This window comes from Acetobacter garciniae, assembly GCF_017377735.1.
Taxonomy (GTDB): domain Bacteria; phylum Pseudomonadota; class Alphaproteobacteria; order Acetobacterales; family Acetobacteraceae; genus Acetobacter; species Acetobacter garciniae.
This window is the reverse complement of record NZ_JAFVMH010000003.1, coordinates 124717-151465: the sequence shown is the minus strand read 5'-3', so window position 1 is coordinate 151465 and position 26749 is coordinate 124717. Positions and strand designations below refer to the sequence as shown.

The following is a 26749-nucleotide window of genomic DNA, read 5'->3' as shown; positions in this document are numbered from 1 at the left end:
GCAAGCACGTTCAGACATGGAACTCTGGGGCCGGGCGGTGGATCAGAACTCCACCCCGACGGTGCCGAAGAACATCCGTGGCGCGGTCGGGTAGCCCGTATAGGTTGACGCATCCCCCGATGTGATCGAGGACCAGGTCCGCACGTTGTTCAGGTTGCTGATATTGAGCTGCAGATCAAGCCCCCGCACATGCGGGATCATGTCGAAATGATACCCGGCACTGAACCCCAGCATCACGCGCGACGGGGTATAGACCGAATTGGTAATGGTGGCAGGGCGCTCGCCCATATAGGTGCCGCTGAACTGCGTTCTGAAATTGCCATAATGGTAGCTGAGCACGAACTTGTCGGACCAGGCGGGGATGGCGGGCACCTTCATGCCGCGGGTGTGGTAGAGCGTGGCCCCGTCCATGAAGTCGTTGCCATAGACGCTATCGACATAGGACAGCGCGTTATAGACCGAGAAATGGTTGCCGAAATGCAGCGTAAAGGCCAGGTCCATGCCGTTCGTGCTGACACTGCCCAGATTGGCCACCGTGCTGCCCACGCCCGAAATACCCTGGTTGGGCGGGCTGATCGTGCCAAGCCGGTTGTAGAAATTGACATGATAGTATTCAAGCTGGCCGCCGATACCGGTCAGCGGTCCGAATTTGAGCGCGCGGCTGGTCCGCAAACCTATCTCATACGTCCAGGATGTTTCGGGTTTGCCGTGTTTCTTGAACGCCTCGAAATCGGCCTGGCTTGTCACGGCCCAGGGTGAGGTCGAGCCGTAGCCGGTCTCGGCAAAGGAATCCATGTTTTCCTGGATATTGGCGAAAAGCTGTTCATGATCGGTGAACCGCCACAAGGCGCCAAAAGCCGGCAGGAACGCCTTGAAGGACGGGATCGTGCCGCCGGCCACCGTATTGGTGCTGGTATCGACAATGGTTTTCGCACCCGAAACGGCTGACGCCAGCGATTGCGGCAGGGCCGCCACCGGCAAGGTGCCGTTGGTGTACACCATTTCGGACTTGAAGCCGCCCATGAGCGTCAGGCGCGGCGTGACTTTCCACGTATCCTGAAGATGGGTGACGAAAGTATTGGTATAGAAGGCGTTGGCCCATTGGGTGAACAGCGGGTCGCGCGGCATGTCGTACGGGGTCAGCGTGTTGGTGGCGGTCAGGGGGTACCAGCGCCGGGCCTGCACGTTGTTGTTGCGTTCGTACCAGCCGCCCACTTCGATATTATGGTGCCCGACCTTGTAATGCAGCGTGCTGGTCAGCCCGCCCCGGTAATCACGATATTCCGTGGTGCGCACGACAAAGCCGGTGCCACCCGTCTTGTTCCACACGACAGGATCAACACCGTGCAGGCTGTAGGTGAACTGGCCGTTCTTGATGTAATTTGTTGCCCCGGGGTCCAGATAGGGGCCAAGCTCGGTCAGGATCGCAACCGTGCGCACGGAAGTGGCGACAATGCCCGCCCCGTCATCGTAGTGAAAGTAAAGATTGTTGTCCCATGACACATGATCGTTAAAACGGTGAGACACGTTGATATAGGACAGGTAATCCGTCCGGCGGGCGGCGGAAAAATAATACTGGTTATTGGGGGTCGCGGGGGAGGCCTTGGTCGATGTCATGACCGGGTAATTGGCCATGGCGGCACTCAGATTGGGGTAGAAGGCGCCACGGGCATACAGGCTGGTGGGGGCGGTCAGGCCCTGCGTGTTGGGTTCGGCCTTGTTCTGCCAGTCGAAATAGGCGGTGACATCCGTCTTTTCACCCTTGTGGGTGAATTTGGCGTTCACCTGGTACCCGCCCTGGCTGTTGCCCGGCCCCAGGTTCCACGGTCGCGCATCCTGCCGTGCAAAGGCGAAGTAGGCGGCGTTGTTGTTGCCGAACGTGCCGGTATCGACCCGCGCGAAAGTGCGGAAGGTGGAATATTCGCCAAAGGTCTGGCGAATGGTGGCCCCGGCCTTTTTCTTTGGATCGCTGGTGGTGAATGCGATCGTCCCGCCCAGGTTGCTGGTTGATGCAGTGCCCAATGCCCCCGCCCCCGATGACAGGGAGGTACTGGCGATATCTTCGCTGATCGCCGCGCGCTGGGGCGACAGGCCGTTGTAATTGCCGTACGCCCCCGCCCCCAGCGGCACGCCATCAAGCGTGTAGCCAAGCTGGTTCTGGTTGAAACCATGCACGTAAATGCTGGAATTCTGTTCGTTATTGCCCCACGGGTCCACGTTGGTGAAAGTGACGCCGGGCAGGAAATCGAGGGCCTGCATGGGGTTCTGCCCGGGCATGAGGGCCTGTATTTCCTGGCCATCCATGCTCATGACCGAACGCGTATGGTGCCCGGTGGTCACAATATCTTCCCCCGCATTACTGCGAAGGGCGGCTTTTTTACGGAGGTTTTTCAAAGGCTGCGGTTTTCCGCCATGGATGGTAATGCCCCCGCCGGGCAGGTTTTCTGCCGTAAAGCCCGTACCGGCCAGCAGGCGTGCCACCGCTTCCTCTGGCGGCAGGGTTGCGTTCAGCGGCTTGACCGTAATCGCACGCAGGCGCGGATCGGGGGTGAACATGACATTGCGGCCGGTCTGCTGGCCCAGTTGTTCCAAGGCCTGTTCAAGCGGCTGGGCGGCGATATGGACAGGCACGCCCCCCACGGGGCTGGCAGGCGTTGCAGCCCAGGCAGGGCGGGTCAGGGCAGTCGAGACGCAGACCACAAGCATGGTGGTGCGACGGTGGGAAAGCCGGGAAAAACGCATCTGTTACCTGTCTTGTCATCACGGAGAGGAAGGGCTCACCCGTTATGACAAACGCCGTGGCAATAACCTCAGCCTGGCTCGGCGCATTTCATCAAACTGTCACAGGTCGTAAATGTCGTAGCCACGGGCCGAGACATTCAGCCGCACGGGCAGAAGATGGGCCAGCCCGTCCAGGAAACCGGCTTCCTGCCCGATATGGTAGACAGCGCTGAGTGCGCGGCGGCTGGCGCGCGGCGCGTCCATGCGGATGGGCGTGGTCGTGTAGCGGTTCATTTCCGCAACCACCGTGCCCAGGCTCACGTTGCGAAAAAGCAGTTCGTGCCGGGTCCAGGCTGTCAGTTCATCGAGCGAGGGATTGTCCTGCTCCGTGGTGCCGTCGGCCCTGATCCGCAGCCGACGCCCGCTGGGCAGAACCTGCCTGATGCGGGACTGGCGAATACCGTGCACGGTACTCTCGCCCGCAATGGCGGTGATATCCGTAGCAGTTTTATAAAGGCGGATATCGACCGAGGCTTTCGCGGGCACGCTCAGAACCGCATTGCCGGTCGAGATCCGCATGGGATCGGCCCCGCGATTGCTGAACAGGGTCTGGCCCGCCACAAGGCGCACGGTCGGCCGGCGGGGCGACAGGGCAATGCAGCTTTCCGTATCCAGTTCGCAGTAATGCCCCGGCCCCAGTGTAACACTGCGGATTTCACCCGCGCGCGTGCCGATGAACGCCACCGCCCCCGCCTGCCTGCGCGGCAGCAGCACCGCAAGGCCACCCATTGCCGCAACGGCCAGCACATGCCTGCGCGGCAGGGCATGCACCCCCGCAGGCTGGCCCATGGGCGGGGCTTGCGGCAAAGAACGCACCGCCGGGGCCGATGGCGCGGATACGGGAACACCGCCAGCCCAGTCCCAGTATTCGCTCAGCCGTTCAATGGCCATGCCGTGGCGTTCGTCCAGCGCAAGCCAGCACCGGAACGCGTTGCGGTCAGATTCTGAACAGTTTTCAGCATGAAGACGGGCGATCCAGAGCGCCGCTGTCTCCCACAGGTCGGGCGGCTGCGTCATTCATCCATCCAGTTCCGCAACAGCACCAACGCTTTTGCAATATGCTTTTCCACAGCGCTTTCGCTCACACCCGCCCGGGCCGCGATTTCGCGGTAGGTCAGATGCCCGGAACGGTGCAGCAGGAAAATGGTTCGTGTTCTGGGGGGCAGGCGTTCGCAATATTTCTGCAAACGCTGCACAGTCGTATACGCCGCCTCGGGCGTGGGGCCCTGATCGGGCACGCTGGTTTCGACACCGGTTTCATGCACGGACACGAACTGCACGCGCTGCTGGCGCCTGAACGTATTGATAATGGAGTTTATGGCGCTACGCGTCACGTAGCTTTCGGGATTCCTGACGGTATCGGCCGGGCGTTCCAGGTAACTGACCAAGGCGTTCTGCAGATGATCGTCCGCTTCGTCATCACGGGTTGCACCGCGCACCTTGCGCAGCAGACGCCGCCAGTCCCGCTGCCGGGTCATCCATTCATCCGTCACGTCAACAATCCACGCCCCAGAATCGCCAGAGCCCGGACTATGATGCAAAGCCCGCCCGGCCGCGTGTGAAAGTTTTATGACGCAAGCGCACCCTTGCCACACCCAGGCGTTAGGGGCTGTTCGAAAGTCGGCGGCTGGGGGCGGGGCTTATGGCGGAGCGTGAAGCAGCGCTTGTGGATGGCGTCAGGATTGGGCCTTGGCGGCTTTCTCGGCCGCGTCGATTTCCAGCGCCAGGCGGGCCATTTGCAACGCACCTTCGCGGCTGCCCGCACCGCAGATGAACCGCGCGGGGTGGGCGAACACCGCATCCGCCACGCCGGATACGGCGGCCAGGGCCTCCCCATCCAAGCCGCGCCAGGCTTCGGGCAGGGACACGCGCTGGCCGAAATCGCCCCGCGTCGGCGGCACGGCCTTGACGTTCCAGCGCCCGGGTGCGGCGGGGGACACCACATAGACCACCGGCAGGTCATGCTCGAAAATCACCTTCTCGGTGGGCATGCCCGTTTCCATCAGGAGAATGCGCTTGTCCTCGGCTTTTTCATACGCTTCCAGCACCCGGTTCGCGGCCTTGAAACTGGCGCGCACGCGATCGGCCATATTGAGCAGATGGGCGGCAACCGCGCTGGCGGCGTTGGCAAAGCCCAGTGTCTCACGCAACTTGGCTTCTTCCGCGCCGTAAAGTTCGGCCGTATCCCAGGCCGGACCGCAGGCCGAGACGATATCGGACAGGGACAGCTTGCCCATCTTGGCAACGCCGTTGTCATCGAGGTCGATGGGCAGGACCAGCGACTTGTCGAGGCTCTGCCAGATGGCGGCCAGCGTATCCGCATCCACCGGCACTTTGAGGATATTGCCCAGGGCCGCGATCCCGTAATCCTTCCACAGCAGGCCCGCCGCACTATAGGGCTGGCCGTCCTCGCGCAGGGGCTTGTCCTTCATGTGGTGGTCGTAACGCCCGTCGGCCGGCGCGTAGGTGCCGCCTACGTCAAAGACGATATCGGCCGCCTTGATCTGTTCGGGGTTCCTGCTGCGCACGAAAGCCAGCCGGTCGGCCGGGGCCGTGCCCAGAACCCTGCCGCGCAGATCGCCCCTGGGGGCCAGCGCGTAATGGAGGATGACATAACCCAATGTCTCATCAAGGTGGAAATTCCCCGAATGGGTCAATGCCCGGACAGGGGCCGTCCCATTCCCGAGACCGATGGGGGTATGCTCTGACATAGGATAACCTGCCGACAAACAAAGGGTGAATGACCGATAGGCCCCCTCATGCCGCAAAGGGGGTGGCATGACAACACACTTCGTCCGGTCCGCAGGACCGTATGCGCCCCACGGGCCGCCGCCGTTCAGGCGGGGCGATAGGTCAGGTAGGTGCGCCTGATGCTGGGAATGGCCTGGCGGATAACGCCCTTGATCCCCAGATCGCCCCCATTGAGGCGAAGGCGGTAATTGGTGATGACATTGCGCATGACATCGGCGGGATAGATATCCTTGAAGAATTTAAGCCCGTCCGTCTGGGCGATGGCATCGTACAGCGCGCTGCCTACGGGCGGGGCCATGTCCTTCCAGTACCCCATCTTGACCAGGATATTGTTGAAAAGATGCAGCATGCTGGCGCCTGCGCATTTTTCGCGGCATTCGGCACGGTATTCGGGCAGGAAGACCTTGAAGATATCGTAATGCTCGAGCGGGTAGAACAAGGTGGGCGCGGACAGGGCGATCCTGCCCGGATTTCTGGCAACCAGCTTGCCAAGGGCCAGCGGCCCGGTTTCTCCCCAGCGCAGGTTGCGGTCCATCCTGGTGGTGACATCGGCAATCAACTGCTCGATCAGGTCGGGTTCGGACAGGTAGAGAATAGCCCCGTTCACGCCGCCCTGTTCCTCCTTCACCACGATATCGCCCGCAAGGGGGTGGGGCGGCCTTGCCAGCATGAGCATGTCCAGATCGACCCAGATCAGGTCTTTCTTCTGGATCATGCGGTAGCGGAACAGGTCGGAAAAATGCCCCAGATGCGGCTTGCCCCCGAACAGGAACCGCCGCGTCATGTCCTGGGGCACGATATCCGCCGCCGGGGCCACATCCACGCCCTCGGGCACGCCTTCGAGCGGTTCGTAGGAAAAGATCGTCAGCCCATAGCCGCGCGATACGAACGAGTTGGCGCAGGCCTGTTCCAGCGCACTCAACCGCCCGCCGTACCAGAAGGACCCGAACTGCCTGGAATTGAGGTCGGAAACCGGCATTGTTCTCTTTCTCTTCATGCTGAGCGGGGCTTTCCCCCTGATATCCCTGGTTTAACTTGCATGGCCCCCGGACGTTCCGGAACAACTGTCACGAGGGGGCACAAATTATGCCGCCGCATTTGCCTGCCGCCGCAGCCGGTGCATGGTCCGCCGGTTGGCGCGCATAAATTCGCCCAGCACTGCTACCCGAACCCCGGGCCGGACGTTGGCAGTCATGGGGCATGCCAAAGCGAGGCATGGCTCCGCACAGGGCGCACGTACGGGCCCGCCCGCACATGGCCACCCGGCACGCCTTGCACCGCAGCCACGAACGCCCCCGCCTATGGAGACCAGACCATGGCCGAGACACGCAGCGACGGTCCTGCCCCCGCCCCGGGCGGCCCATCCCCGCAACGGGCACCCCGGCAGAGGGAGGAACTGATCGAACTTGCCCTGCAACGCCTACCCGCCAAAGGGCGCGTGGCCGCACGGTGGTTGCGCCAGCCCACCGCACGCTGGGCGCGTATTCCCATGGGGGTGCTGCTGGTTGCGGGCAGCGCCTTTGCCCTGCTGCCTGTTTTTGGCGTGTGGATGCTGCCGGTGGGCCTGCTGCTTCTGGCAGAAGACCTGCCCCCGCTGCGCCGCCTGAGCTATCGGCTTCTGCGCTGGGTGGAACGCCGCCGGCCCCATTGGCTGGGGCTTGCCCCGCCCCCCAAGGGTTGAGCCCGCCATGCCCCCGCACCGCCCCCCACCCGCGCAAGACAGGCCCGCGTGAATGGACACGCAGCCCCCGGGGCTGAGCAGTGCGCAGGCCGCGCAACGGCTGAAGGCGCATGGCCCGAACGAACTGCCCCATGGCGGCCACAACACGCCCTGGCGTATCGCGCGCGAGGTGCTGAAGGAGCCGATGTTCCTCATGCTGCTGGCCGCAGGCGGCCTTTATCTGGCCCTGGGGTCGCGGGGGGAGGCCCTGCTGATCGTGGCGCTTGCCTCGGTCTCCATCGTCATTACCGTGGTGCAGGAAATCCGTAGCGAACGCGTGCTGGACGCGCTGCGTGACCTCACAAGCCCGCGCGCGCTTGTCATTCGCGACGGGCAACGCCAGCGTATTGCGGGCAGCCAGGTGGTGCAGGGCGATGTGGTGGTGCTGGCCGAAGGCGACCGCGTTCCAGCCGATGCCCGCGTGCTGGCCGCCCAGGTGTTCGAAACGGATGAATCGCTCCTGACCGGTGAATCCGTGCCGGTGCCCAAACACTATGCGGAACCCCCTTCAGCACCGCCCGGCACGGCGGAAGGAACGGAAGCCGAGAAAGGGGAACGCCATGATGAAACCCCCGGCGCGGCGTTGACCGAGGGAGGAACGGCGGCGGAGGCACCGGCAAAGGGAACCCAGGCCGAAGGGGCAATGGCGGAGGGCGTGAAAACAGATGCGCAGGCGGGCCTGGTGTTCGCAGGCACGCTGGTGGTGCGCGGGCAGGGCATGACTGAGGTCATCGCCACCGGCACCCGCAGCGAGATCGGCAAGATCGGCAAAAGCCTGGAAGGGATCAGGCGCGAAGCCCCCCACCTGGCCCAGCAGACAAGCCGTCTGGCGCGGGTTCTGGCGATGATCGGGCTGGGTGTCAGCGCCGCCTTCACGCTGCTGGACGGCATGCTGCGCGGTGCCTGGCTGGAAGCCCTTCTGGGCGGCGTGGCGCTGAGCATGTCGCTCCTGCCCGAAGAACTGCCTTTGGTGCTGACCGTATTCCTTGTCATGGGCGCGTGGCGCATTACGCGCGCCGGGGTGCTGACGCGCCGCGCAGCCGCCATAGAAAGTCTGGGGGCTGCCAGCGTGCTGTGCACGGACAAGACCGGCACCCTGACACAGAACCAGATGACCATCGTGGAACTGCGCACGGGCCTGCAACTTGCCGCCCTGCCCCTGCGCGGCGATACCCCGGTGCCCGATGGCACCGCCCGTCGGCTGATCGAGATCGGCCAGCTTGCCTGCCCGCCCGATCCGTTCGACCCCATGGAAAAAGCCTTTCACGACCTCGCCCGCCAGCATCTGGGCGAGAAATCACCCCCGTCCGAACCCCAGCCCCCGGTCCTGGTCCACACCTACCCGCTCAGCCCCGCCCTGCTGGCCATGTCCAATCTGTGGCGCATGCCCGATGGCACAATGCTGATCGCCACCAAAGGCGCGCCGGAAACCATAGCCGGGCTATGCGGGCTGGACCCCGCAGCCCATGCGGCCGTGCGTGCCGCCACGGACGACATGGCCGCACGCGGCATGCGCGTTCTGGGCGTGGCACAGGCCACCCGCCCACCGGGCAGCCTGCCCGCCAGCCAGCAGGATCTGGGCCTGGATTTTCTGGGGCTTGTGGGGCTGTCGGACCCGCTGCGTGAGACCGTGCCCGCCGCCGTGCGTGAATGCCGGGCGGCGGGTATTCGCGTGGTGATGATAACGGGCGATTACCCCGCCACCGCCCGCGCCATAGCCGTTGAAGCCGGGATCGAGACCGGCACGATCCTGAGTGGCGACATGCTGGAGACCATGGATGAGGACACGCTGGCCGCCCAGGTGCGCGGCACAAGCGTTTTTGCCCGCATCCGCCCCGAGCAGAAACTACGGATCGTGCGGGCCCTGCGCCGCAATGGGGATGTGGTGGCCATGACAGGCGATGGCGTGAACGACGCGCCCGCGCTGAAGGCGGCGGATATCGGCATTGCCATGGGCGGGCGCGGCAGCGATGTCGCGCGGGAAGCCAGCGCCCTTGTGCTCCTGCGGGACGATTTTGGCTCCATTGTCCAGACCATCCGGCTGGGGCGGCGGATTTACGACAATATCCACAAGGCGCTGGGCTTTGTGCTGGCGGTCCATGTGCCCATAGCAGGGCTGGCCATCCTGCCGCTGCTGACCGGCCTGCCATTGGTTCTGATGCCGCTGCATATCGCCTTTCTCGAAATCATCATCGATCCGGCCTGCTCCATCGCCTTCGAGGCCGAGCCCGAGGAACACGACCTCATGACCCGGCCGCCGCGCAACCCCCGGTCACCGCTGTTCTCCCGCGCGCTGATCGCGTGGAGCGTGGTGCAGGGGGGTGCGGTCCTTGCCGCCGCCGCCTGCGTGCTGGCGCTGTCCGTCCGGCGCGGCATGACGGAACCCGACGCCCGCTCCCTGGTGTTCGTAACCCTTGTCTGCTGCGATATCGCGCTGATCCTGATCAACCGGTCCTTCAGCACGTCGCTGTTGCGCGCCTTCGTGCGGCCGAACTGGATATTGGGGCTTATTCTCGCGCTCGATACCCTGCTGCTGGTCATTGTCCTGCTGCCCACGCCGCTGCGGGGCGTGCTGCGGCTGGGGCCGCTTGCCCTGTGGGATCTGGGCCTGTGCGTGGGGGCGGCGGCTGTGGTGCTGAGCGCGATGGAGTTCCTCAAGCGGTTCTGGCGCAAGGCCCTGCGAAGCTGATCCTCCGCCCGGCCCGTTCCCGGCGCAGCCTTGCAGTGGCGCCGCACCTGACCTGCAACCAGGCCCCGCTGGCAACGCCGGGCCCGCATGCGACGTTGATCGGACATACATCATGACCCGCTGCCGGAACGGAGGAACACGATGGCCGTGCGCGCGAATTGGAAAGGGGCGATCACGATCGGGGATATGACATGCCCCGTGGCCCTGTACATGGCGGTCGCGCCACCGGGGCGCATTGCGCTGCATGTCATCAACCGTGCGACGGGCCACCGGGTGCAGCGCCACTTCATCGACAGCGAAACGGGGGAAGACGTCGCCCCGGGCGATCAGGTCAAGGGGTATGAAACACCAAAGGGCGAGCTTGTTCTGCTCGAACGCGCGGATATTGCCGCAGCCACCCCCGAAAGCGACAAGACCCTGCGTGTATCGGCCTTCGTGCGCTGTGCCGATATTGACGAGCTTTACCTGGACCGGCCCTATTACCTCATGCCCGCAGCACCGGATGCCGCGGGCCTGTTCCGCGCGATCCATGACAGCCTGGCGGCGGAGCAGGTCGCAGCCGTCGCGCAGGCGGTGCTGTTCCGCAGGGTGCGCACGCTGCTTGTTCGCGCCTATCAGGGCACGCTGGTCGCGACAACGCTGAATTACGACTACCAGCTTCGCCCCGCACAGGAAGCGTTCAGCACCATCCCCGACCATGCGCTACCCAGGGACATGCTGGAGCTGGCGGAGCGGATTATCGCCATGAAACGTGGCACCTTCGATCCCGCCACCTTCGAAGACCGGTACGAGGCCGCGCTGGCCGCACTGGTGCAGGCAAAAAGCGAGGGCAAGCCGCTGCCCAAGCCCCACCCCCTGCCTGCGGCCAATGTCATTCCCCTGTTCGAAGCCCTGCGCGAAAGCGCGGCCATGGCGGACAAGGGCGCCCCCACCCCACGCGGTTCGGCCCGCAAGGGCGGCGCAAAGGGGGCCACCGGCCCAGCCACAAACACGCCCAGCCGGGCCGGCGCCCCGCGCGGCCGTCGCAAGGCGGGATAAGTCATGGCGCTGGAAACCTATCGCAGGAAGCGCGATTTCAGGACCACGACCGAGCCTTCGGGCGAAGGCGCGCCAGCGGGGGCGGCCAAAGGCGGCACGCTTGCCTTTGTCGTGCAAAAACATGCAGCCCGCCACCTGCATTACGATTTTCGCCTGGAACTGGATGGCGTTCTCAAAAGCTGGGCCGTGCCCAAGGGCCCCAGCCCGATCGTGGGGGAAAAACGCCTGGCGGTACAGGTGGAAGACCACCCGCTGGATTACGGCACGTTCGAAGGCACGATCCCCCAAGGCCAGTACGGCGCAGGCACGGTGGAAATATGGGACCACGGCACCTGGACCCCCCTGCATGACGCGCATGAAGGACTGGCCAAGGGCCATCTGGACTTCGAACTGCACGGCGAAAAACTGCACGGCCACTGGAATCTGGTGCGCATGAAGGGCAAGCCGGATGACAGGCACGATAACTGGCTGCTGATCAAGGCCGACGACACAGCCGCCCACAGGGCCAGCAGCAAGGCCGGTGGGAAAGCCGGCGGAAAAACCCGTGGAAAAGCCGAGGAGAAAACGGAAAAGAAGGCCGATACGCCCGATAGCCCCACCCCCGCAGGTCGGCGGGCGCGCACTCCCCCCGACCCCGCTTCAGACCCCGCCCCTTCGGCAGATCCGGCTGCACCTCCCCTTGCCCCGGCCACGGCACAGGCCACAGGACAGGGCGCGGCACCCGATGCCCTGCCCGCCTTCGTGCCGCCCGCGCTGGCAACACTTGTCGCCCATCCGCCTGTGGGCAAAGGCTGGGAGCATGAAATCAAGTTTGACGGCTATCGCCTGCAAGCCCGCATAGAAAATGGCTCGCTCACCCTGCTGACCCGCAACGGCCTGGACTGGACTGCCAAATTCGGCCCCGCCCTGCACGACGCACTGGCAGGGTTGGCGGTGAAAAATGCCCTGATCGATGGGGAACTGGTCGTGGAACCCCATGAGGGGATCAGCAGTTTTTCTGCCCTGCAAGCCGATCTGAGCGAAGGACGGACGGATCGTTTCGTGTTCTATGCGTTCGACCTGCTGTTTGTGAACGGGCAGTATCTGCGCAACGCGCCCCTGAAGGCACGCAGGCAGGCGCTACGCGCCATTCTGCCCCAGGCCAGCGCCATCCTGCGGCTGAGCGAGAGCTTTGAGGATGACGGCGCTCTGGTCCTGCGCCATGCCTGCGATCTGGGGCTGGAAGGGGTCGTGTCCAAACAGGTTCAGGCCCCGTATCAGTCCGGGCGGGGGCGAAGCTGGCTTAAATCCAAATGTTCGGCCCGGCAGGAATTCGTGATCGGGGGCTATGTGCCCTCCACCACCGGGCGCAAAAGCGTGGGCGCGCTGGTTCTGGGCGTGTACGACAAAAGCGGCGGGCTGCGCTATGTCGGGCGGGTGGGCACCGGCTTTACCATGGCGGTTGCCAGCACATTGTTCACCATGCTGGATGCGATCAGGATCGACAAAAGCCCTTTTGCCACACGCCTTTCCACGCAGGAGGCACGCAATGTCCGCTACACCCGCCCCCAATGCGTGGCAGAAGTGGAATTTCGGGCCTGGACGGCGGATGGTCGCCTGCGCCATGCTTCCTATCGCGGCCTGCGCGACGACAAGCCCGCGGCCGAGATCATACGCGAAACACCCCAGCCCGCCATGGTGGAGAACGCTGTGAAAACCGTGCAAGAGACCCAGGCCGATCCCACCCCGAAAAACAGGCGCGGCCCTGCGCCGCCCGATATCGCATTCACCCATCCCGATCGGGTCTACTGGCCGGATGCCGGAATTACAAAAAAGGATCTTGCCGCCTATTACATGGCGGCCTGGTCCCGTATGGGGCCCTTTATCGTGGACAGGCCACTGGCCATCCTGCGTTGCCCCGATGGCCTGTCAGGACCGCGCTTTTTCCAGAAAAATACCTGGAAAGGCATGAACGCGCATATCCTGTCCATTCAGGACCCGATGGAGAAGGAAGATAAAAAACTGATCGGCGTTCACGATCTTGACGGGCTTCTGGGCCTTGTGCAGTCCGCGGCACTGGAAATCCACCCGTGGGAAGCCCCCTGCGCGGATCTGGAAAAACCCGATGAACTGGTCATGGATCTGGACCCGGGGGAGGGCGTGGCCTGGGCGCAGGTTCTGGCGGCAGCACAGGAGGTGCGCGAACGGCTTGAAGCGGCAGGGCTGCACGCTTTTGTCAAAACCTCCGGCGGCAAGGGGCTGCATGTGGTGGCCCCGCTCAAACCCCATGCGGGGTGGGACGCCACCAAGGCTTTTTGCAAGACCCTGGCCCAGGGCATGGCAGCCGACACGCCCGCGCTCTATGTAGCCACGATCAGCAAGGCCAAGCGACAGGGCAGGATTTTGCTGGATTATCTACGCAACCAGCGCGGTGCGACATCCGTCGCCCCCTATTCGACCCGTGCGCGCCCGGGTGCCCCTGTTTCCATGCCGCTGGACTGGGATGAACTGAAAACCCTGACCGGCCCGGCCGAATTCACATTGCGCAACGCTCCTGCCCGCATGACCTCAGCTGCCGATCCCTGGGCGGATTTCAACACCGCCCGCCGCGTGCTTGCAGCCCCTGCCGCCGCAGATGATTCTTAAGAGGCGGCTTTCGAGACAACCAGCAACGTATAAACGTTTTCGGGCATCGCTTTTTTCAAAAAAGTGACAGTCCCTGAAGTTTTTTGAAAAAAGCTTCACCAAAAACTTTTATCTGTTGACTGGGTGTTTTCTTGAGCAGTCTGTTAATCCCCCCGCTCCTTGCGCGCCGCCTTGAGCCGGGCGCGCAGTGCCGTTGTAATGGGAACGACAGCCGGACCACCCGCCTGTGTCGCGGGCCTGTTCTTTCCCCCCGTCCGGGCTTTTGTGCTGACCGTCGCACTTGCCTTCACGTTAGCCTTCGCATTGACCTTCGTGCCTGCTTTCGCACGAGCCTTGGTGCCGGACTGCGCTCTTGGCTCTCCCCTGGCCTGATCCTCGGGGCGATCCCTGGGCCTGTCTTCGGGCGGCTCCCCTTCCGGCCCCCTGGTTTTTCCTTTTTTCCGGCCTTTCCCCTTCTTTTCCTCCGCAGCAATCATTTCCTTCAGGCGTTCCTGGACGGGGTCTTCGACCATGGCGCGGTTCCAGGGCTGAAGCTCCTGCCTGATCAGGGTTTTCAACCTCCGGGCGTCGCGCGTGTCGGGGTCGGTATTATTGTCAGGTGGCACATAGTTCCGGGGCGGGCGGATATCCTCGCCGTAGCGCAGGGTCCATACGACAATGCCGTTCTCGCGCGGTTTGAGCAGCACCGCATGTTCGCGCCGGTAAAGCACCAGCCTTGCAATCCCCACCGTGCCGGTCCTGTGCATGGCCTCGCGAATGACCGCGAAGGCTTCGGCCCCGATTGCGTCATCAGGCATGAGGTAATGGGGCGTGTCGTACCAGATCCAGCCGATATCATTGCTGGCCACGAATTTTTCGATCTCGATCACATGCGTGCTTTCAAGGGCTACGGCTTCAAGCTCCGCATCTTCAAGCATGACGGGCTGGCCGTTCGCGCGCTCGTACCCCTTTATCAGCGCGTCATCCGCGACCGCCGCATGGGTTTGCGCGTCGATATAGCTGGACACCACACGGTGGCCTGTCTTGCGGTTGATCGTATGAAAACCGATGCGCGCATTCTGCGTGGTGGCCGGTGTCATGGACACGGCACAGGTCACGAGGGAGAGCTTGAGATGCCCGCTCCAGAACGGTTTGGGGGCCATGGCCTACATGCTCAGGATGTTTTCAGGCGCGATACGGCCCAGCACCGCATCGCGCAGGCCAAGCCAGTTGCCCACCACCCGCCCGCGCCGGTCGATATAGGGTTCGGACCACAGGCTGCGCAGCGTGTTCATGGCGATATTGCGCGCAATGCTGCGCAGCGCATGATCGAGCGGGTAAGACCCCTTGCGCGCCAGATAGAGCGGATTGGCGACCTGCGAATACCCCAGCTTTCGCCCCGGCGTGCGCCCCAGCTTGCTGCCCAGATGCACGCCCTTGGCCCCGTTGACACAGGCGATAAGCCCTAAAGCCCCCGCCCGTCGGGAAAAATCGATATCCTCGTACCAGCCGTAAAGGGGCAGGCGTTCGTCAAAACGCAGGCCCGCGTCACGGATTGTGGACAGGCGATAAGCCATGTTGCAGCCATAAGCGCTCCAGGTCGGCTGCACCATGGGCAGGCCCGCCACCGGGTTCGTGGCCGGGTCGGCCAGCAGGGCGCGTGCGTCTTCCACGCTCAGCCCCGGCCCCTTGGCCCCGTCCGCCAGAACGCGGCCGGTGGCCACCACGATATCGGGATTGCCCGCGAACGCGTTGGCGCACTGGGCAAGGTAGGCCCGGTCGGGAATGAAATCGTCATCGAAAAACACGACAAGATCCGCATCCCCTGCCTGGTCGAGAATGACATTGCGCTGGTGGGCCAGCCCCCGCGCCCCCTGCACGATGGTCAGGTTGGGGGCTGGGGGCAGGTCCGCTACATCCTGGGGCGTGGGCGCGCAGACAATGATCCGGGTGGGCGGGTGGGTCTGGCGTTGCAGTTCGGCCACCGTCTCGCGCAGGATGGCGGGGCGACCGCTTGTGGCAATGCCCACCGTGATCTTCATGGCGCGCGCGCGTTGCGTGACCGTGCCGCTATCCACCACCAGCCCCTGCGCCTGCTGGGCCAGCAGTTCATGCGACAGGGCAAGATGGCGCAGCGCATAGGCCTGGGAATTCAGTTCCGTGCGCATGCGGGCCCGCGCGCGCTCCACCATGGCCGCACACAAGTCGGGATCGCGCGCCAGGGTCACGATAGCGCTGCCCAGGGCGGCCACATCGCCCACGGGCACATACATCACGCAGTCATCGTCAAAGTAATGACGCAGCCCGCCGGTATCGGTGGCAATGACCGGCAGCCCGCGCACCGTTGCCTCCTCTATCACGGTAATGCCCGAAGCATGCAGGTTCTCACCCAGCGGCACCACCACCAGATCGGCCCGGTCGTACAGGGCGAACAGGTCGTCGTTATGGGTGACGGCAACGCGGGTGACATGCGCCGGGGTGGGGATGGGCCGTGCGGTGGCGACGGTCAGCGCGCAGGTGGCCCCGTCGGGCAGGTTGGCGGTTGCGGCGATCAGGGTTGTCCAGTCGCGGTGCCGGTCATTGCCCACGGACAGCACCTGTATGGGACTGCCCGCGGGTTTTTCGGCCCGTATGCGCGGGGGCATGGTATCGGCACAGATACCGAAGGCCACCCATTCCAGCCTTTTGCCCGGGAAAACACTGCGCGCCTGCTTAAGGTTTTCGGGCGAGAGAAAGGTCAGCAGGTCCGCCCCCGACAGCAGGTGCTGCATGAGCAGGCGCCGCCATACGGGTTCATGCGGCCAGCGATCCATCAGCCACACGCTTTGCGCGATCAGGGGCGGGTGGGCCGCCCAGGGTGTCAGGCGGTAGAGGGCAAGCACGGCCAGGGCCTGGGCTTCGGTATGGGTCCAGACCACATCGGCCGAAAGAATGCCATCGCGGTTGCGCCAGGCCTGCACGAAATCGAAGCCCACCACCAGCCGTACGCCATAGCGCAGCATGCGGGAGAAAAAATTTTCGGGCTGGTCTTCGGATTGTACGATAACCGTATCGGGCCCGGCGGCGCGGTAATATCCATAGGCATAGGGTTCGTTAATGCCGGGTATTTCGCCCCTGGCCCATCGGGCGTGCCAGTTCGTGGCACCGTATCCATAGCTGAGTTGCACAAAAACACGCAAAGGGGCGGAATACTGCTCCAACATGAATGGCTCCCTGCCGAAGGTCAGAAAATACCGACCGAGACGATCTTGAAATTCTGGTCCGCCATGCGCGCGATCAGGGCGGCATGCGCCATGGCGGCGCGGCGTGGCGTGGCGTATGCGTGGCAGTAACTGCCTTCTATGCCGACATGCATGCCAAAGCGCATGTTGACCGTGCGGGCAAAGCGGCCGCCATAGGTATAGACCGCCATGCGCGATGTGCGTGGCAGGCGCGAAGGCGTGCTGATGAACAGCCTCTGGCTACCTGCATCCCCTATGCTGCACCACACCGAACGGGGTGGATTGTCGGGATCATCATCCGCATGGGCGGGGGGGACCATCAGCAGCAGGCACAGGGCCAGGCACAACCCCAGGCAAAGGCACAGCCCGATACAGGCCATGAGAAAGTTCCTGCCCCACGGGGGATGACGGGCCGCCAGCCAGCGGCCGCGCCAGTCGGCCTGATTATCCGCGCGCCATTCCGCCCGCCAGTCTGCCGGCCAGTCTGCCGGCCCGTTCGCGTGCCCGCCCGAATGCCCGTCCCATTGTCCGTCCCATTGTCCGTCCCATCGGCATTCCGAACCCCCATCGGTGTCCTGCATCCTGCCCCGGTCCGGGTAGCCGTCCCTGCGTGCCCGGTCCCGCCCTGTCCGCCAGTCTGTGCGGCTTTCGGCGTCCCACCGCTCGGCCCGCCATTGGCCATGCCACTGGGCCTGCCATTGGGCCCGCCAATCGGCGTTCCAGTCGCTATCCCATTCCGTGCCCCAGTCGGTTTCGCGGTTGGTGCGCCGGTCGGTTTCAGGATCGGCATCGCCATCGGCTTCCTTGCCGGCATAGCTGTTGGCGTTCATGCCAGGGTCCGCGCACCAGCCTGCGCACCGGCCCGTGCCGCCATCTTCCTCTGCCCCGGCATGCCGATCCGCCTGCCCGTTCGTATGCCCGTCCGCATGCCCGTTGGGGCCGCCATCCGCATACGCTGCTGCTCCGTTGGCCGGCCCACCGGTGTCCGTGCCCCGGCGCAGGTCGGCGGGCCAGAATGTACGGCTGCGGGCGTTCGAGGGCACGCGACCGTGCATGCCCCAGGGGGCAAGGCGTCGGACCGGATAGAAAGCGGGTTCGTGGGCGTGCGCCCAGCGTGTCCAGAGCAGGCGGGTCATGGGGTCAGGCTCCTTGCCACATCCAGCAGGGACCGCGCGGCCCGGTCCCAGGTGAAACTCGCGGCCCGCACCTTGCCCGCCGCACGCATGTCCCGCGCGCTGGATGGGGTGTCGAGCACATCCAGCACCGCCTTGGCTATGGCGTCGGGGTCGGTCGGGTCGGCATAAAGGGCCGCTGTGCCGCAGATTTCGTGCAGAACGGCGATATCGGCCGCGACAACGGGGCAGCCGCAGGCCATGGCCTCCAGCGGGGGCAGGCCAAAGCCTTCGTAAAGCGAGGGGAACACGAAACAGGCCGCCGCCTCGTACAACGCGCGCAGTTCGCGATCGGTCACGCGCCCGACGTAAATGGCGGGGTTGGGCAGAGCCTGCCCGGCCTTTGCGTTGAAGACGGCGGCATTCACGCTGCCGCTGATGACAAGGGGAATGCCGCGCGCCCCCAGGGCCCGGGCCAGCGCGTCCAGCCGGGCCAGGTTCTTGTGCGGGGCAAGGTTGCCCACCGCCAGCACGAAACGCTGCGGATGCAGGCCAAAGCGGGCCAGAATGGCCGGATCGGCCGCAACGCCTGCGATATGTTCCGCCCCTTCGCTGATAACCGTGATCCGTTCGGCGGGAATGCGCAGGTATTTCGCCAGTTCCATGCGCGAAAACCTTGAAACCGTAACCAGGCGCGCATGGGTGTAGCGCAGCACCGTATGCAAAAACCTGTACCACAGGCGGAATTTCCACGAATACGAACCCGGCTGGCTGAAAACCCCCGCATCATGGATAATCACGATCCGGGGGCCACCCCATAGCGGGCCGGTATTGCCCAGGTTCAGCAGCACGCCCTGCCGCGCGGCGCGAGGCAGTTCGAACTGTTCCCACATCTGGCCCTTGCGGCGGCCGACCGCACGCCGGGGCTGGTCCTCCGCCATGGCCTGTTCGCAGGGGGCGGCGGGGGTCAGCATGATGGGGGCGGGCTGGCCGTCGGCCCGGCTTATGCGGGCCAGCGCCTGGCTGATTTCAAGGGCGAAACGCTGCACGCCGCTGAGCGGCTGGGTCATGAAGCGGCCGTTGACGTAAATGACCGGTTCCGCCAGAACGCTGTTTTCAAGCATATGTGTCAGCCCCGTGGCAGCAATCCATAATGGTTGTAGATACGGAAAGGATGTTTCTCGGCCTCATCCAGCCCTTCGGGTGGGGCCTGGGTCAGCACGGCCCCCAGGGTGCGGGCATCGTAGCTGTGCAGCGTGCGCATGGCCTGCACCAGCGTTGCAGCAGAGGTGTGGCCCCATTTGACCACCATCACCACGCCATCGGTCAGCCGCGACAGCACTGCCGCGTCGGGGAATGCCAGTGCGGGCGGCGTGTCGAGCAGGATCAGGTCGTATTGCGAACTGACCTGGGCGAGAATGCGCCTGACTTCCTCGGGCGAGAGCATGGCCCGGCCTTCGCGCTGGGCCATGCCCGCAGGGGTCAGGATATCCACGCCCGGCAGCACGTCGCGTTCCAGTCCTACCAGCAGCGGGTCCACGGGCACCTGGCTGTCATGCGGCACGCTGAGCGCACCCATGACGCGCATGGCCGAAGGGTTACGGATATCGCAGTCGATCACCAGCGCGCGTTGCCCGCCCCGCCCGGTATTGGCGGCCAGTGACAGGGCGAAGGTGGTCTTGCCTTCGGCATGTTCGGCCGATGTCACCAGCACCACCTTGGCGCGGAAACGGCTATGCCCGAAGGACAGCACGCTGCGAATGGATTCCACGGTTTCCAGATACACCGAACGGTGCCGCCCGGTGTACTGGCGCACCAGCGGGCCGGTAAAGGCGGGCACCAGCCCGAGCGCGAACAGCCCGGGAATGGCGTCCAGTTCCGCCGTGGAGCGCACACCCTTGCGGGTGCGGTCGATGACAAGGGTGGTGCCTGCCCCCACCATCAGCGCGAACAGCACGGCAATGGCCATATACTGCTTGCGCGGCGGGCCGGATGCATCCAGCGGCGGGGCCGCGCGCGAGATCAGTTCGGCCTCCGCCACCTGGAGTTCCGCCTGGGTGGAGGTCTGGGCAAAGCGGCCCAGATAATCCTGGTAGACGGTGCGCGCCGCCGTGGCCTCGCTCTGGAGCTGGCGCAGGGTCACGTCGGCTTCGTTCTCGGCGGTCACCTGTTCCTGCAACTTGTCCACGGCGGCGGAAAGGGCCTTCACGCGCGCTTCGGCACTTGCAAGTTCCTTGGCGGCACTGCTGGCGATATGGTGGACTTCGGCAGCGATCCGGCTACGGACCTGGGCTGCCGCCGCCCGGGTGGACTGCAAGGTGGGGTTGCCATCCATCATCACCTGGCCAAGGCTTGCCGCCTTGCTGCTGATCTGGGCTTCCTGTGCCTGAAGCTGCTGGATAAGGGGGGAAGACACGGCATCGGGAATGCTGTCCAGGCTGCCGGTGCGCACGGCGTTGCGTACCTCGTCATACCGTGCGCGGCGTACTTCAAGGTCCGCCCGGGCCAGGATCAGTTCGTGGTTCATCTGGGTCAGTTGCTGGTCTGTAACCGTGCCGCCCCCGCCATCGCCATTGGCGGCATTGCCCATGGGGGAGCGTTCCAGTTCGGCGGCGATCAGGCCGTTCTTCTCGCGGAAGGCCTGCACCGCCTGTTCGGCCTTGCGCAGGCGTTCACGCAGCGGGGCGATCTGTTCGTCCAGCAGCGCGTTGGCCTGCCAGGTGGCCGACACCTTCATGTGGCGCTTGAAGTCCAGATAGACATCGGCATAGGCGTTGGCGATCCGCGCACTGGTGCGTGCATCCCCCGTGCTGGCGGTAATGGTGATGATATAGGACCGCCCGTCATTGAGGATGGTCACCCAGTGATCCAGCATGCCGCCCACGGCCTGCACGCGCTCTTCCTCCGTCAGGGGGGGCACGGGGGCGGGGCGGACGAAAAACCCCGTGACGGCGTTGATGATCCGCCTGGGCAGGGGCACGCTTTCCATGGCCGCGCGGACCACGGGGTCATGGGTCAGGTCCAGCTTGCGCACGACCGCGCTGGCAATGGCGGGGCTGCGCAGGATGCTGACCTCACTATTGACCGCCACGGTGTCGATCTCGGGCTGGGACACGGTGGCCTGAAGATCGCGAAAAGGGGCCTGCCGCGTGCCCACGATCAGGATCGAGGACGCATTGTAATAGGGCTTGAGCGAGAAGATCCCGATCCCCGCCGGTATGGCAATGGCCAGCGCCACCGCCCCCAGGGCCAGCCGGTGGCGGTTCATGATGGTGAAGGCATGCAGCGGCGATACGTGTTGCCCCGCCATCGGGTCCGGCGGGGCATTGGTATAGGATGATGGCAGTTGAAGCGTCGTCATCACATGCGTCCTCCGAAAAAGGGCTGGCGCGTGGCGGTTTTTTTTACCGCGCGCCTTTTTGCGCCAGGACTGCGGGAACGGTTTTCACCAAGATCACGATATCGCGCCACAGGCTCCAGTTGCGGACATACCAGTTGTCGAGCTGCACGCGCCGCACATAGGACGTGTCGCTCCGCCCGCTGACCTGCCACAGCCCCGTAATGCCCGGGCGGGTCGCGGTGTAGTACGCCATGTCCTTGCCGTAATGGACTTCCTCCGCCGCCACGATCGGGCGCGGGCCCACCAGGCTCATTTCCAGGCGCAGGACATTGAAGACCTGGGGCAATTCGTCCAGGCTGGTCTTGCGCAGGACGCGGCCGATGGGGGTTACGCGCGGGTCGGATGTCAGCTTGCGGGTGGCCGCCCATTCCGCCGCCGCCGTGGCATCGTTTGCCAGCAGTTCGGCCAAAGCGGCATCCGCATCGACCGCCATGGTACGGAACTTCAGGCAACGGAACGCCCGCCCGTTGCGGCCCACGCGCATATGCCCGAACACCGCCGGCCCGCCGTCCAGGCGCACCAGGATATAGACAATGGCCAGGACCGGCAGGATGGCCAGCAGGATCAGCGACGCCGCGAACAGGTCCAGCGCGATTTTCGCACCCTGGTACAGCGGGCGGTCGAGCTTGCTGCGAAAGGACATGACCATGCCGTCATGGCTGAAATAGGACTGGCACCCGTGGTCCAGCGGCAGCCCGCCCAGCGGCGGCATAAGCGAAAATGGCACGCGTGTGCGCGCGATATGCTCTATCACCGCCTGGCCGTGATAGTCGTGGCTGTCGATCACCAGCAGCAGGCGCGCAGCCCCCTGCCGTGCCACCAGCATGCCGCGCAGGGCTTCGGCCGACATGCCCAGCAGGCGCGAGGATGACACGCACCCCGCCGAACGCAGGCCCGGAAAGCGCTCGGAGGAGAAAATTTCTATGGCGCGGGCACAGGCTTCAGGCTCCCCCGCCAGCAGCACGGGAATGCGCCACAAGCCGAAGCGATGCAGAAACCTCTTGGTCGCCTGCCGCAATGTCAGATCGATGATGGGAAAGAGAATGAACGGCATAAGGGCTGCAAGTGTTGGCGGCGCGGGCCAGTTCAGCCCCGCGAACACGCAGGCCGCCACCATGGCCGCACCGATTACCTGGGCCGATTCCTGCCAGAAGGGCGGACGATCCGTATAATGGCGCTGGTAAAGGAAATACCCGATCATGAAAAGAAACAGGACGGAATAGGTAAAAACGCCCCGTTCGATGTCATGAATATTGGCCTGCAGCACCGTGCCTTCCGCCCCCATGGAAAGGATGGCGGCAATGCAGTCCGCCGCGACCAGCCCCGTCACGCAGGAAAGATGGATATGCCAAAGCTGTTTTGCGGGAAAAGCGATATCATCGCCATCGCGCAGGGGGGCGCCGTCGTAGGAGAGGGTCGTAGTCGTCGGCCCGACTGCCGCCTGAGAAACCTGGGCACCCATGATATGCTCCCGTATGATGACGTAAAGGCAGGGACAGAGTCTGTGATGCGGTGGGAATTTTACCTTGCCTGTCCATAACAGGGGGGACCGCGGGTCCTGCCCGTCCGTCTGGCCATGACAGGCCCTATACGTGGCAGCGTTGATCCGAGTTTCGTGCGATAGTTAAAAAAAAGTTTTTTCAGAGATAACGTAAACGTGACATCCTGGCCGTCAGGGAAGCATGCAAATATCGCCCACGTTGGGGAAAGGTCGACCAAAGGCCATGCAACCGGGCGGGCATGACGGCCGTTCTCCACGGCAATGAAAAAGAAAAATGCATATTGGGCAGTTTTTACAAGACAACTGCTTTTTTCATCCATTCCGTGATGAGTGATTGGTAGGATATCCGGTGCGCAAATTCATGGTCATCGGGCTGAGCCTGACTGCTCCTGCCCAGTTTTTTTTGGCCCACGGCGCATTTGCTCAGGTTATCGACACCTATTTTCCCGCCATTGGCAGCGGTGCGGGCGACCTGGAGCAAGAACCCGCCCAGATCCGCGCGACAGAGGCCTATACCCCGCTGGGCAAACGCATCGGGCCCCTGCGCATCGATGCCGACGCGTCCGAGGCGGAAGGCTATGACACCAACGTGGACCGCCTTGTGGGCGGGCATTCCAGTGCCGTGGTTTCGACCCAGGCCAATCTGAGCGCCGTGGCCCGCTGGGGCCAGCGCGACCAGGTGCATGGCGCCATCGGCGTTGACGATACCCGCTACCCGTCACGCAGTATCCAGAACCGCACGAACTGGACGGCCAATCTGGGCGGGGTGCATGATTTCGGGCACGATACGATCGGCGCGGCCTATACGCATCTCTCCCTCGTCCAGACGCCGACCGACCTGGGTGCGCTGGTCCTGGGTCGCCCCGTGCCCTACCAGGTGGACGACATACGGGCCAGCTACACCGCCACCACCCACGGGCGGCTGAGCTTCATTCCCCAAGGTGGCATCCAGCGTTACCATTTCGATTACTTTACCCCTTCCGCCCTGCAGCCCACGCAAAGCTACCGCGACCGCGTGCTGATTTCGCAAGGGGTGACGGCGCAGTACGAACTGCGCCAGGACAGCCATATCCTGCTGGTGTTGCAGGGCACGGAAATCCGCTACCAGAACCAGCTCGACAACGCCCCTTCGCGCGATTCCAACGGCGCGGCCATTCTGGCAGGGTATGATTTCGGCCAGCGCGGGCCGCTGCGTTTTCGCGCCCTGGTAGGGTACCAGACACGGCGTTACCGGGCCGGGGCCTATAGTGTCATCAATTCCCCGATCGCGGAGGGCGAGCTGAGCTGGCTGCCCACGCGGCTGACAACCGTCACGGCAAGCGTTCGCCACGGGATCGAGGACAGCGCGTTCGAAAACGTGGTGGGGTACACCTTTACCGGTGCGCGGATCGGCGTCAGGCACGCCTATCAGCGCAATATCATTTTTTCTGCCTACGGGCAGATCCAGAAAGCGAACTATCCCGCCGCTCCGAGCTTTCTAGAAAACACAACTCTTTATCAGGCACGTAACAACCAGACTTTCTATGGCGTGGGTGCCGGTGCCGAATGGCGCATCAACCGGCACATGAGCCTGTCGGCCAATTATGACTTCAGCAGCCAGAACACGGTGGGCAGCGGGTCGTTCCCGGTCAACACCGTCATGGTCAGGCTGCATCTGGCCCTGTAACCGCCCCACGCCTTGGGCGATCTGGTTCGCGTTCTTGTAAAAGACCATGACAGGAGGATACGACGTATGCCGACGACCTGTTCAGGAACCAGCCGCTCCGCCATTCTGCGGCGTTCGGTGATGATGGGTGCCCTTGGCGGCCTGCTTGCGGGCTGCGCGCCCGGGTCGGGGCTCAAGCCCGTCCCCCCCTATGATCCCAACCAGTACCGGCTGGGCGTCGATGATGAAATTCGCGTCATGACGTATGAACAGGACCAGTTCACCTCGGACTTCCGGGTCGATAGCGCTGGCAAGGTGGCCTTTCCGGTCGCGGGCAGCCTGCAGGCGGCGGGTCTCACGACCGAGGAATTCGCAGAACAGGTCAGCAAGGCCCTGCAGGCCGCCCATATGCTGCGCACGCCCAGTGTCTCGGTCGAGATCACGGCCTACCGCCTGGTCTCCGTGCTGGGGGAAGTGGCAAAGCCCGGGCAGTATCCCTACCAGCCGGGCATGACCCTGCTGACGGCGGTGGCGGCGGGGGGCGGGTTCACCTATCGCGCCCTGGAAAGCCGCGCCTATGTCGCCCGCCAGGAAGGGGACCATACGGTCGTGGGGTATCTCAAGCCTTACGATTATGTGAAGCCTGGTGACGTTATCAAGATTTACGAACGGCACTTTTAAAGGATTCAGGCGTTTACCTGAACAACAGGAAACCCGCGATCAGCAGGCCCCAGAGTACCAGACCCAGGAAAAGCCCTATGACGATACCGCGCGCGCTTTTCAGCCGGTCTGGCGGGGTAGGGCGCGTCCGGGGAGTGGGAGTGTCGGTCGATGTGTCCTGCTGGGTTTTCAGAGCCAAAGGTCGATGTCCTGTGTATGGCACGCCGGAGTCCTGCTGATGCCTGAAAATATCGGTAACGTCCAGTCTCTTAACCTGTAACGCACGCGGCATGTGCCCACGCCGCCCACGCGGATGCCACCAAGCAGAGAGGCAGCCCATGAATGTCGTCCGTCCGGCGGAACAGGGCCCCAAGGCCATGCGTGTCGCCATCGTGCATGAATGGCTCGAACATTATGCCGGCTCCGAACGGGTGGTGGAACAGTTGCTGATCCTCTTCCCCCAGGCCGAACTGTTCGCCATTGTCGATTTCATGCCTACTGCCGAACGCGCCATGCTGGGCGGACGGGCGGTGCATACTACGTTCATCCAGAAGCTTCCCTTCGCACGCGGGCATTTTCGCAACTATCTGGGCCTGATGCCACTTGCCGTCGAACAGCTCGACCTAGCGGGGTTCGACCTGGTGATTTCCAGCAACCATGCCTGCGCCAAGGGCGTGATAACCGGACCCGACCAGATCCATATCTGCTACGTTCATTCGCCCATGCGCTACGCATGGGACATGCAGGCCGCCTATCTGCGCCAGGGCGGCATGCAGCGCGGCGTGCGCGGGCTGTATGCACGCTGGCTGCTGCACCGCCTGCGCAACTGGGATGTACGCTCCGCCGCCGGGGTGGACGTGTTTGTCGCCAATTCCAGCTATATTGCGCGCAGGATCAGGAAAGTCTACCGGCGCGAAGCGGTCGTGGTCTATCCGCCGGTGGACACGCAGCGCTTTGACGCCACGGACCACCCACGCAAGGATTACGCCGTGATCTCGCGCCTGGTTCCCTACAAACGTGTGGACCTGGTGGTGGAGGCCTTCCTGCGCATGCCGGGCAAGGTTCTGCACGTGGCGGGTGACGGGCCGGAACGCGAACGGATCGCAGCCCTTGCGGGCAACGCCCCCAATATCGTTTTGCACGGCCGCATAACCGATACGGAAGTGCTGCACCTGATGCAGCAGGCCCGCGCCTTCGTGTTCGGGGCGGAAGAGGATTTCGGCATCGCGATGGTGGAGGCGCAGGCCTGCGGCACGCCGCTGATCGTCCTGGGGCGCGGGGGGGCGCGCGACATCGTGCGCGAGGACGGGGAAAGCGGCGGCCCGACCGGCGTTTTCTTCAACCACCAGAGTTGTGACGCCATCATGGCCGCCGTGGCGGAGTTCGAGAGCATGGAGGCGCGGATCACCCCGCAGGCCTGCCGCGCCAATGCCCAGCGTTTTTCACAGCCAGCCTTCCGCCAGTCCATGCTGCGCGTGGTCGAACAGGCCATGCACGACCTGCGCCCGTTCGGGGTGGAGGCAAGCTGCGACGCCTAGACAACACCAGCACAGGGGATATCACAGCAACGCCAGGGGTTACGCGCGATGACGGTTCCAATAGTCGGGATGATCTTGTTTCCGCTCTG

19 protein-coding genes are annotated in these 26749 nt (G+C 64.1%); 7 read left to right on the top strand and 12 right to left on the bottom strand.

Annotation, left to right across the window (positions count from 1 at the left end):
* Positions 1 to 42 precede the first annotated feature (42 nt).
* The 5 genes from J2D77_RS08325 to J2D77_RS08305 form a co-directional block, all read right to left on the bottom strand.
* On the bottom strand, positions 43 to 2742 hold the full coding sequence (locus J2D77_RS08325) for a TonB-dependent receptor domain-containing protein (RefSeq protein WP_230975657.1): 2700 nt from the start codon (positions 2740 to 2742) through the stop codon (positions 43 to 45).
* A 99-nt stretch (positions 2743 to 2841) separates the two neighbouring features.
* Positions 2842 to 3798 carry a FecR family protein gene (locus J2D77_RS08320; RefSeq protein ID WP_207845817.1) on the bottom strand — a complete coding sequence of 319 codons (957 nt, stop codon included), beginning with the start codon at positions 3796 to 3798 and terminating at the stop codon, positions 2842 to 2844.
* Positions 3795 to 4259, bottom strand: a complete 465-nt coding sequence (locus J2D77_RS08315; RefSeq protein WP_207845816.1) for an RNA polymerase sigma factor — start codon at positions 4257 to 4259, stop codon at positions 3795 to 3797. The genes J2D77_RS08320 and J2D77_RS08315 overlap by 4 nt, the downstream gene beginning before the upstream one ends.
* 198 nt (positions 4260 to 4457) lie before the next feature.
* Positions 4458 to 5492, bottom strand: a complete 1035-nt coding sequence (locus J2D77_RS08310; protein ID WP_207845815.1) for an MYG1 family protein — start codon at positions 5490 to 5492, stop codon at positions 4458 to 4460.
* A gap of 125 nt (positions 5493 to 5617) precedes the next feature.
* Positions 5618 to 6511, bottom strand: coding sequence for a hypothetical protein (locus tag J2D77_RS08305; RefSeq protein ID WP_207845814.1), 894 nt, complete (start codon positions 6509 to 6511; stop codon positions 5618 to 5620).
* A gap of 336 nt (positions 6512 to 6847) precedes the next feature.
* On the opposite strand from J2D77_RS08305, the gene J2D77_RS08300 reads away from it, so the two are divergent.
* The 4 genes from J2D77_RS08300 (at position 6848) to ligD (ending at position 13604) form a co-directional block, all read left to right on the top strand.
* Complete coding sequence (locus J2D77_RS08300; RefSeq protein ID WP_230975656.1) at positions 6848 to 7213, top strand: hypothetical protein; 366 nt, start codon at positions 6848 to 6850, stop codon at positions 7211 to 7213.
* 52 nt (positions 7214 to 7265) lie between these two features.
* Entirely contained in the window at positions 7266 to 9941 is a 2676-nt protein-coding gene (locus J2D77_RS08295) for a cation-translocating P-type ATPase (protein ID WP_207845813.1), read from the top strand.
* Positions 9942 to 10082: 141 nt separating this feature from the next.
* Positions 10083 to 10979 (top strand): non-homologous end joining protein Ku, encoded by an 897-nt coding sequence (gene ku, locus J2D77_RS08290; RefSeq protein ID WP_207845812.1) that lies wholly within the window; start codon positions 10083 to 10085, stop codon positions 10977 to 10979.
* Positions 10980 to 10982: 3 nt separating this feature from the next.
* Entirely contained in the window at positions 10983 to 13604 is a 2622-nt protein-coding gene (ligD, locus tag J2D77_RS08285; protein ID WP_207845811.1) for a DNA ligase D, read from the top strand.
* Positions 13605 to 13747: 143 nt separating this feature from the next.
* Here ligD and ku (J2D77_RS08280) read toward each other — a convergent pair whose 3' ends face one another.
* From ku (J2D77_RS08280) to J2D77_RS08255, 6 genes are read right to left on the bottom strand one after another with little or no spacing between them, the layout of a single operon-like run.
* The gene (gene ku, locus J2D77_RS08280; protein ID WP_207845810.1) at positions 13748 to 14746 is read right to left on the bottom strand and encodes a non-homologous end joining protein Ku; all 999 of its coding nucleotides are present in this window, start codon (positions 14744 to 14746) and stop codon (positions 13748 to 13750) included.
* 3 nt (positions 14747 to 14749) lie between these two features.
* A complete protein-coding gene (locus tag J2D77_RS08275) occupies positions 14750 to 16786 on the bottom strand; it encodes a glycosyltransferase (protein WP_207845809.1) in 2037 nt (678 codons plus the stop codon).
* 20 nt (positions 16787 to 16806) lie between these two features.
* On the bottom strand, positions 16807 to 17940 hold the full coding sequence (locus tag J2D77_RS08270; protein ID WP_207845808.1) for a hypothetical protein: 1134 nt from the start codon (positions 17938 to 17940) through the stop codon (positions 16807 to 16809).
* Positions 17937 to 19040, bottom strand: coding sequence for a glycosyltransferase family 4 protein (locus tag J2D77_RS08265; protein ID WP_207845807.1), 1104 nt, complete (start codon positions 19038 to 19040; stop codon positions 17937 to 17939). Before J2D77_RS08265 ends, J2D77_RS08270 begins: the two co-directional genes overlap by 4 nt.
* A 5-nt stretch (positions 19041 to 19045) precedes the next feature.
* Positions 19046 to 21277: a GumC family protein gene (locus J2D77_RS08260; protein WP_207845806.1), complete on the bottom strand. Its 2232-nt coding sequence runs from the start codon at positions 21275 to 21277 to the stop codon at positions 19046 to 19048.
* 43 nt (positions 21278 to 21320) lie between these two features.
* On the bottom strand, positions 21321 to 22778 hold the full coding sequence (locus J2D77_RS08255) for an exopolysaccharide biosynthesis polyprenyl glycosylphosphotransferase (RefSeq protein ID WP_207845805.1): 1458 nt from the start codon (positions 22776 to 22778) through the stop codon (positions 21321 to 21323).
* 388 nt (positions 22779 to 23166) lie between these two features.
* Between J2D77_RS08255 and J2D77_RS08250 the strand changes: the two genes are divergently transcribed.
* Together J2D77_RS08250 and J2D77_RS08245 are read left to right on the top strand one after the other, a co-directional pair.
* The gene (locus tag J2D77_RS08250; RefSeq protein WP_331000168.1) at positions 23167 to 24483 is read left to right on the top strand and encodes an outer membrane beta-barrel protein; all 1317 of its coding nucleotides are present in this window, start codon (positions 23167 to 23169) and stop codon (positions 24481 to 24483) included.
* A gap of 66 nt (positions 24484 to 24549) precedes the next feature.
* Positions 24550 to 25143 (top strand): polysaccharide biosynthesis/export family protein, encoded by a 594-nt coding sequence (locus J2D77_RS08245; protein ID WP_207845804.1) that lies wholly within the window; start codon positions 24550 to 24552, stop codon positions 25141 to 25143.
* Between the two features lie 13 nt (positions 25144 to 25156).
* Here J2D77_RS08245 and J2D77_RS08240 read toward each other — a convergent pair whose 3' ends face one another.
* Positions 25157 to 25321 (bottom strand): hypothetical protein, encoded by a 165-nt coding sequence (locus J2D77_RS08240; RefSeq protein ID WP_207845803.1) that lies wholly within the window; start codon positions 25319 to 25321, stop codon positions 25157 to 25159.
* 139 nt (positions 25322 to 25460) lie between these two features.
* Here J2D77_RS08240 and J2D77_RS08235 point away from each other — a divergent pair, with 139 nt between their 5' ends.
* Positions 25461 to 26660, top strand: coding sequence for a glycosyltransferase (locus tag J2D77_RS08235; protein ID WP_230975655.1), 1200 nt, complete (start codon positions 25461 to 25463; stop codon positions 26658 to 26660).
* Positions 26661 to 26749 lie beyond the last annotated feature (89 nt).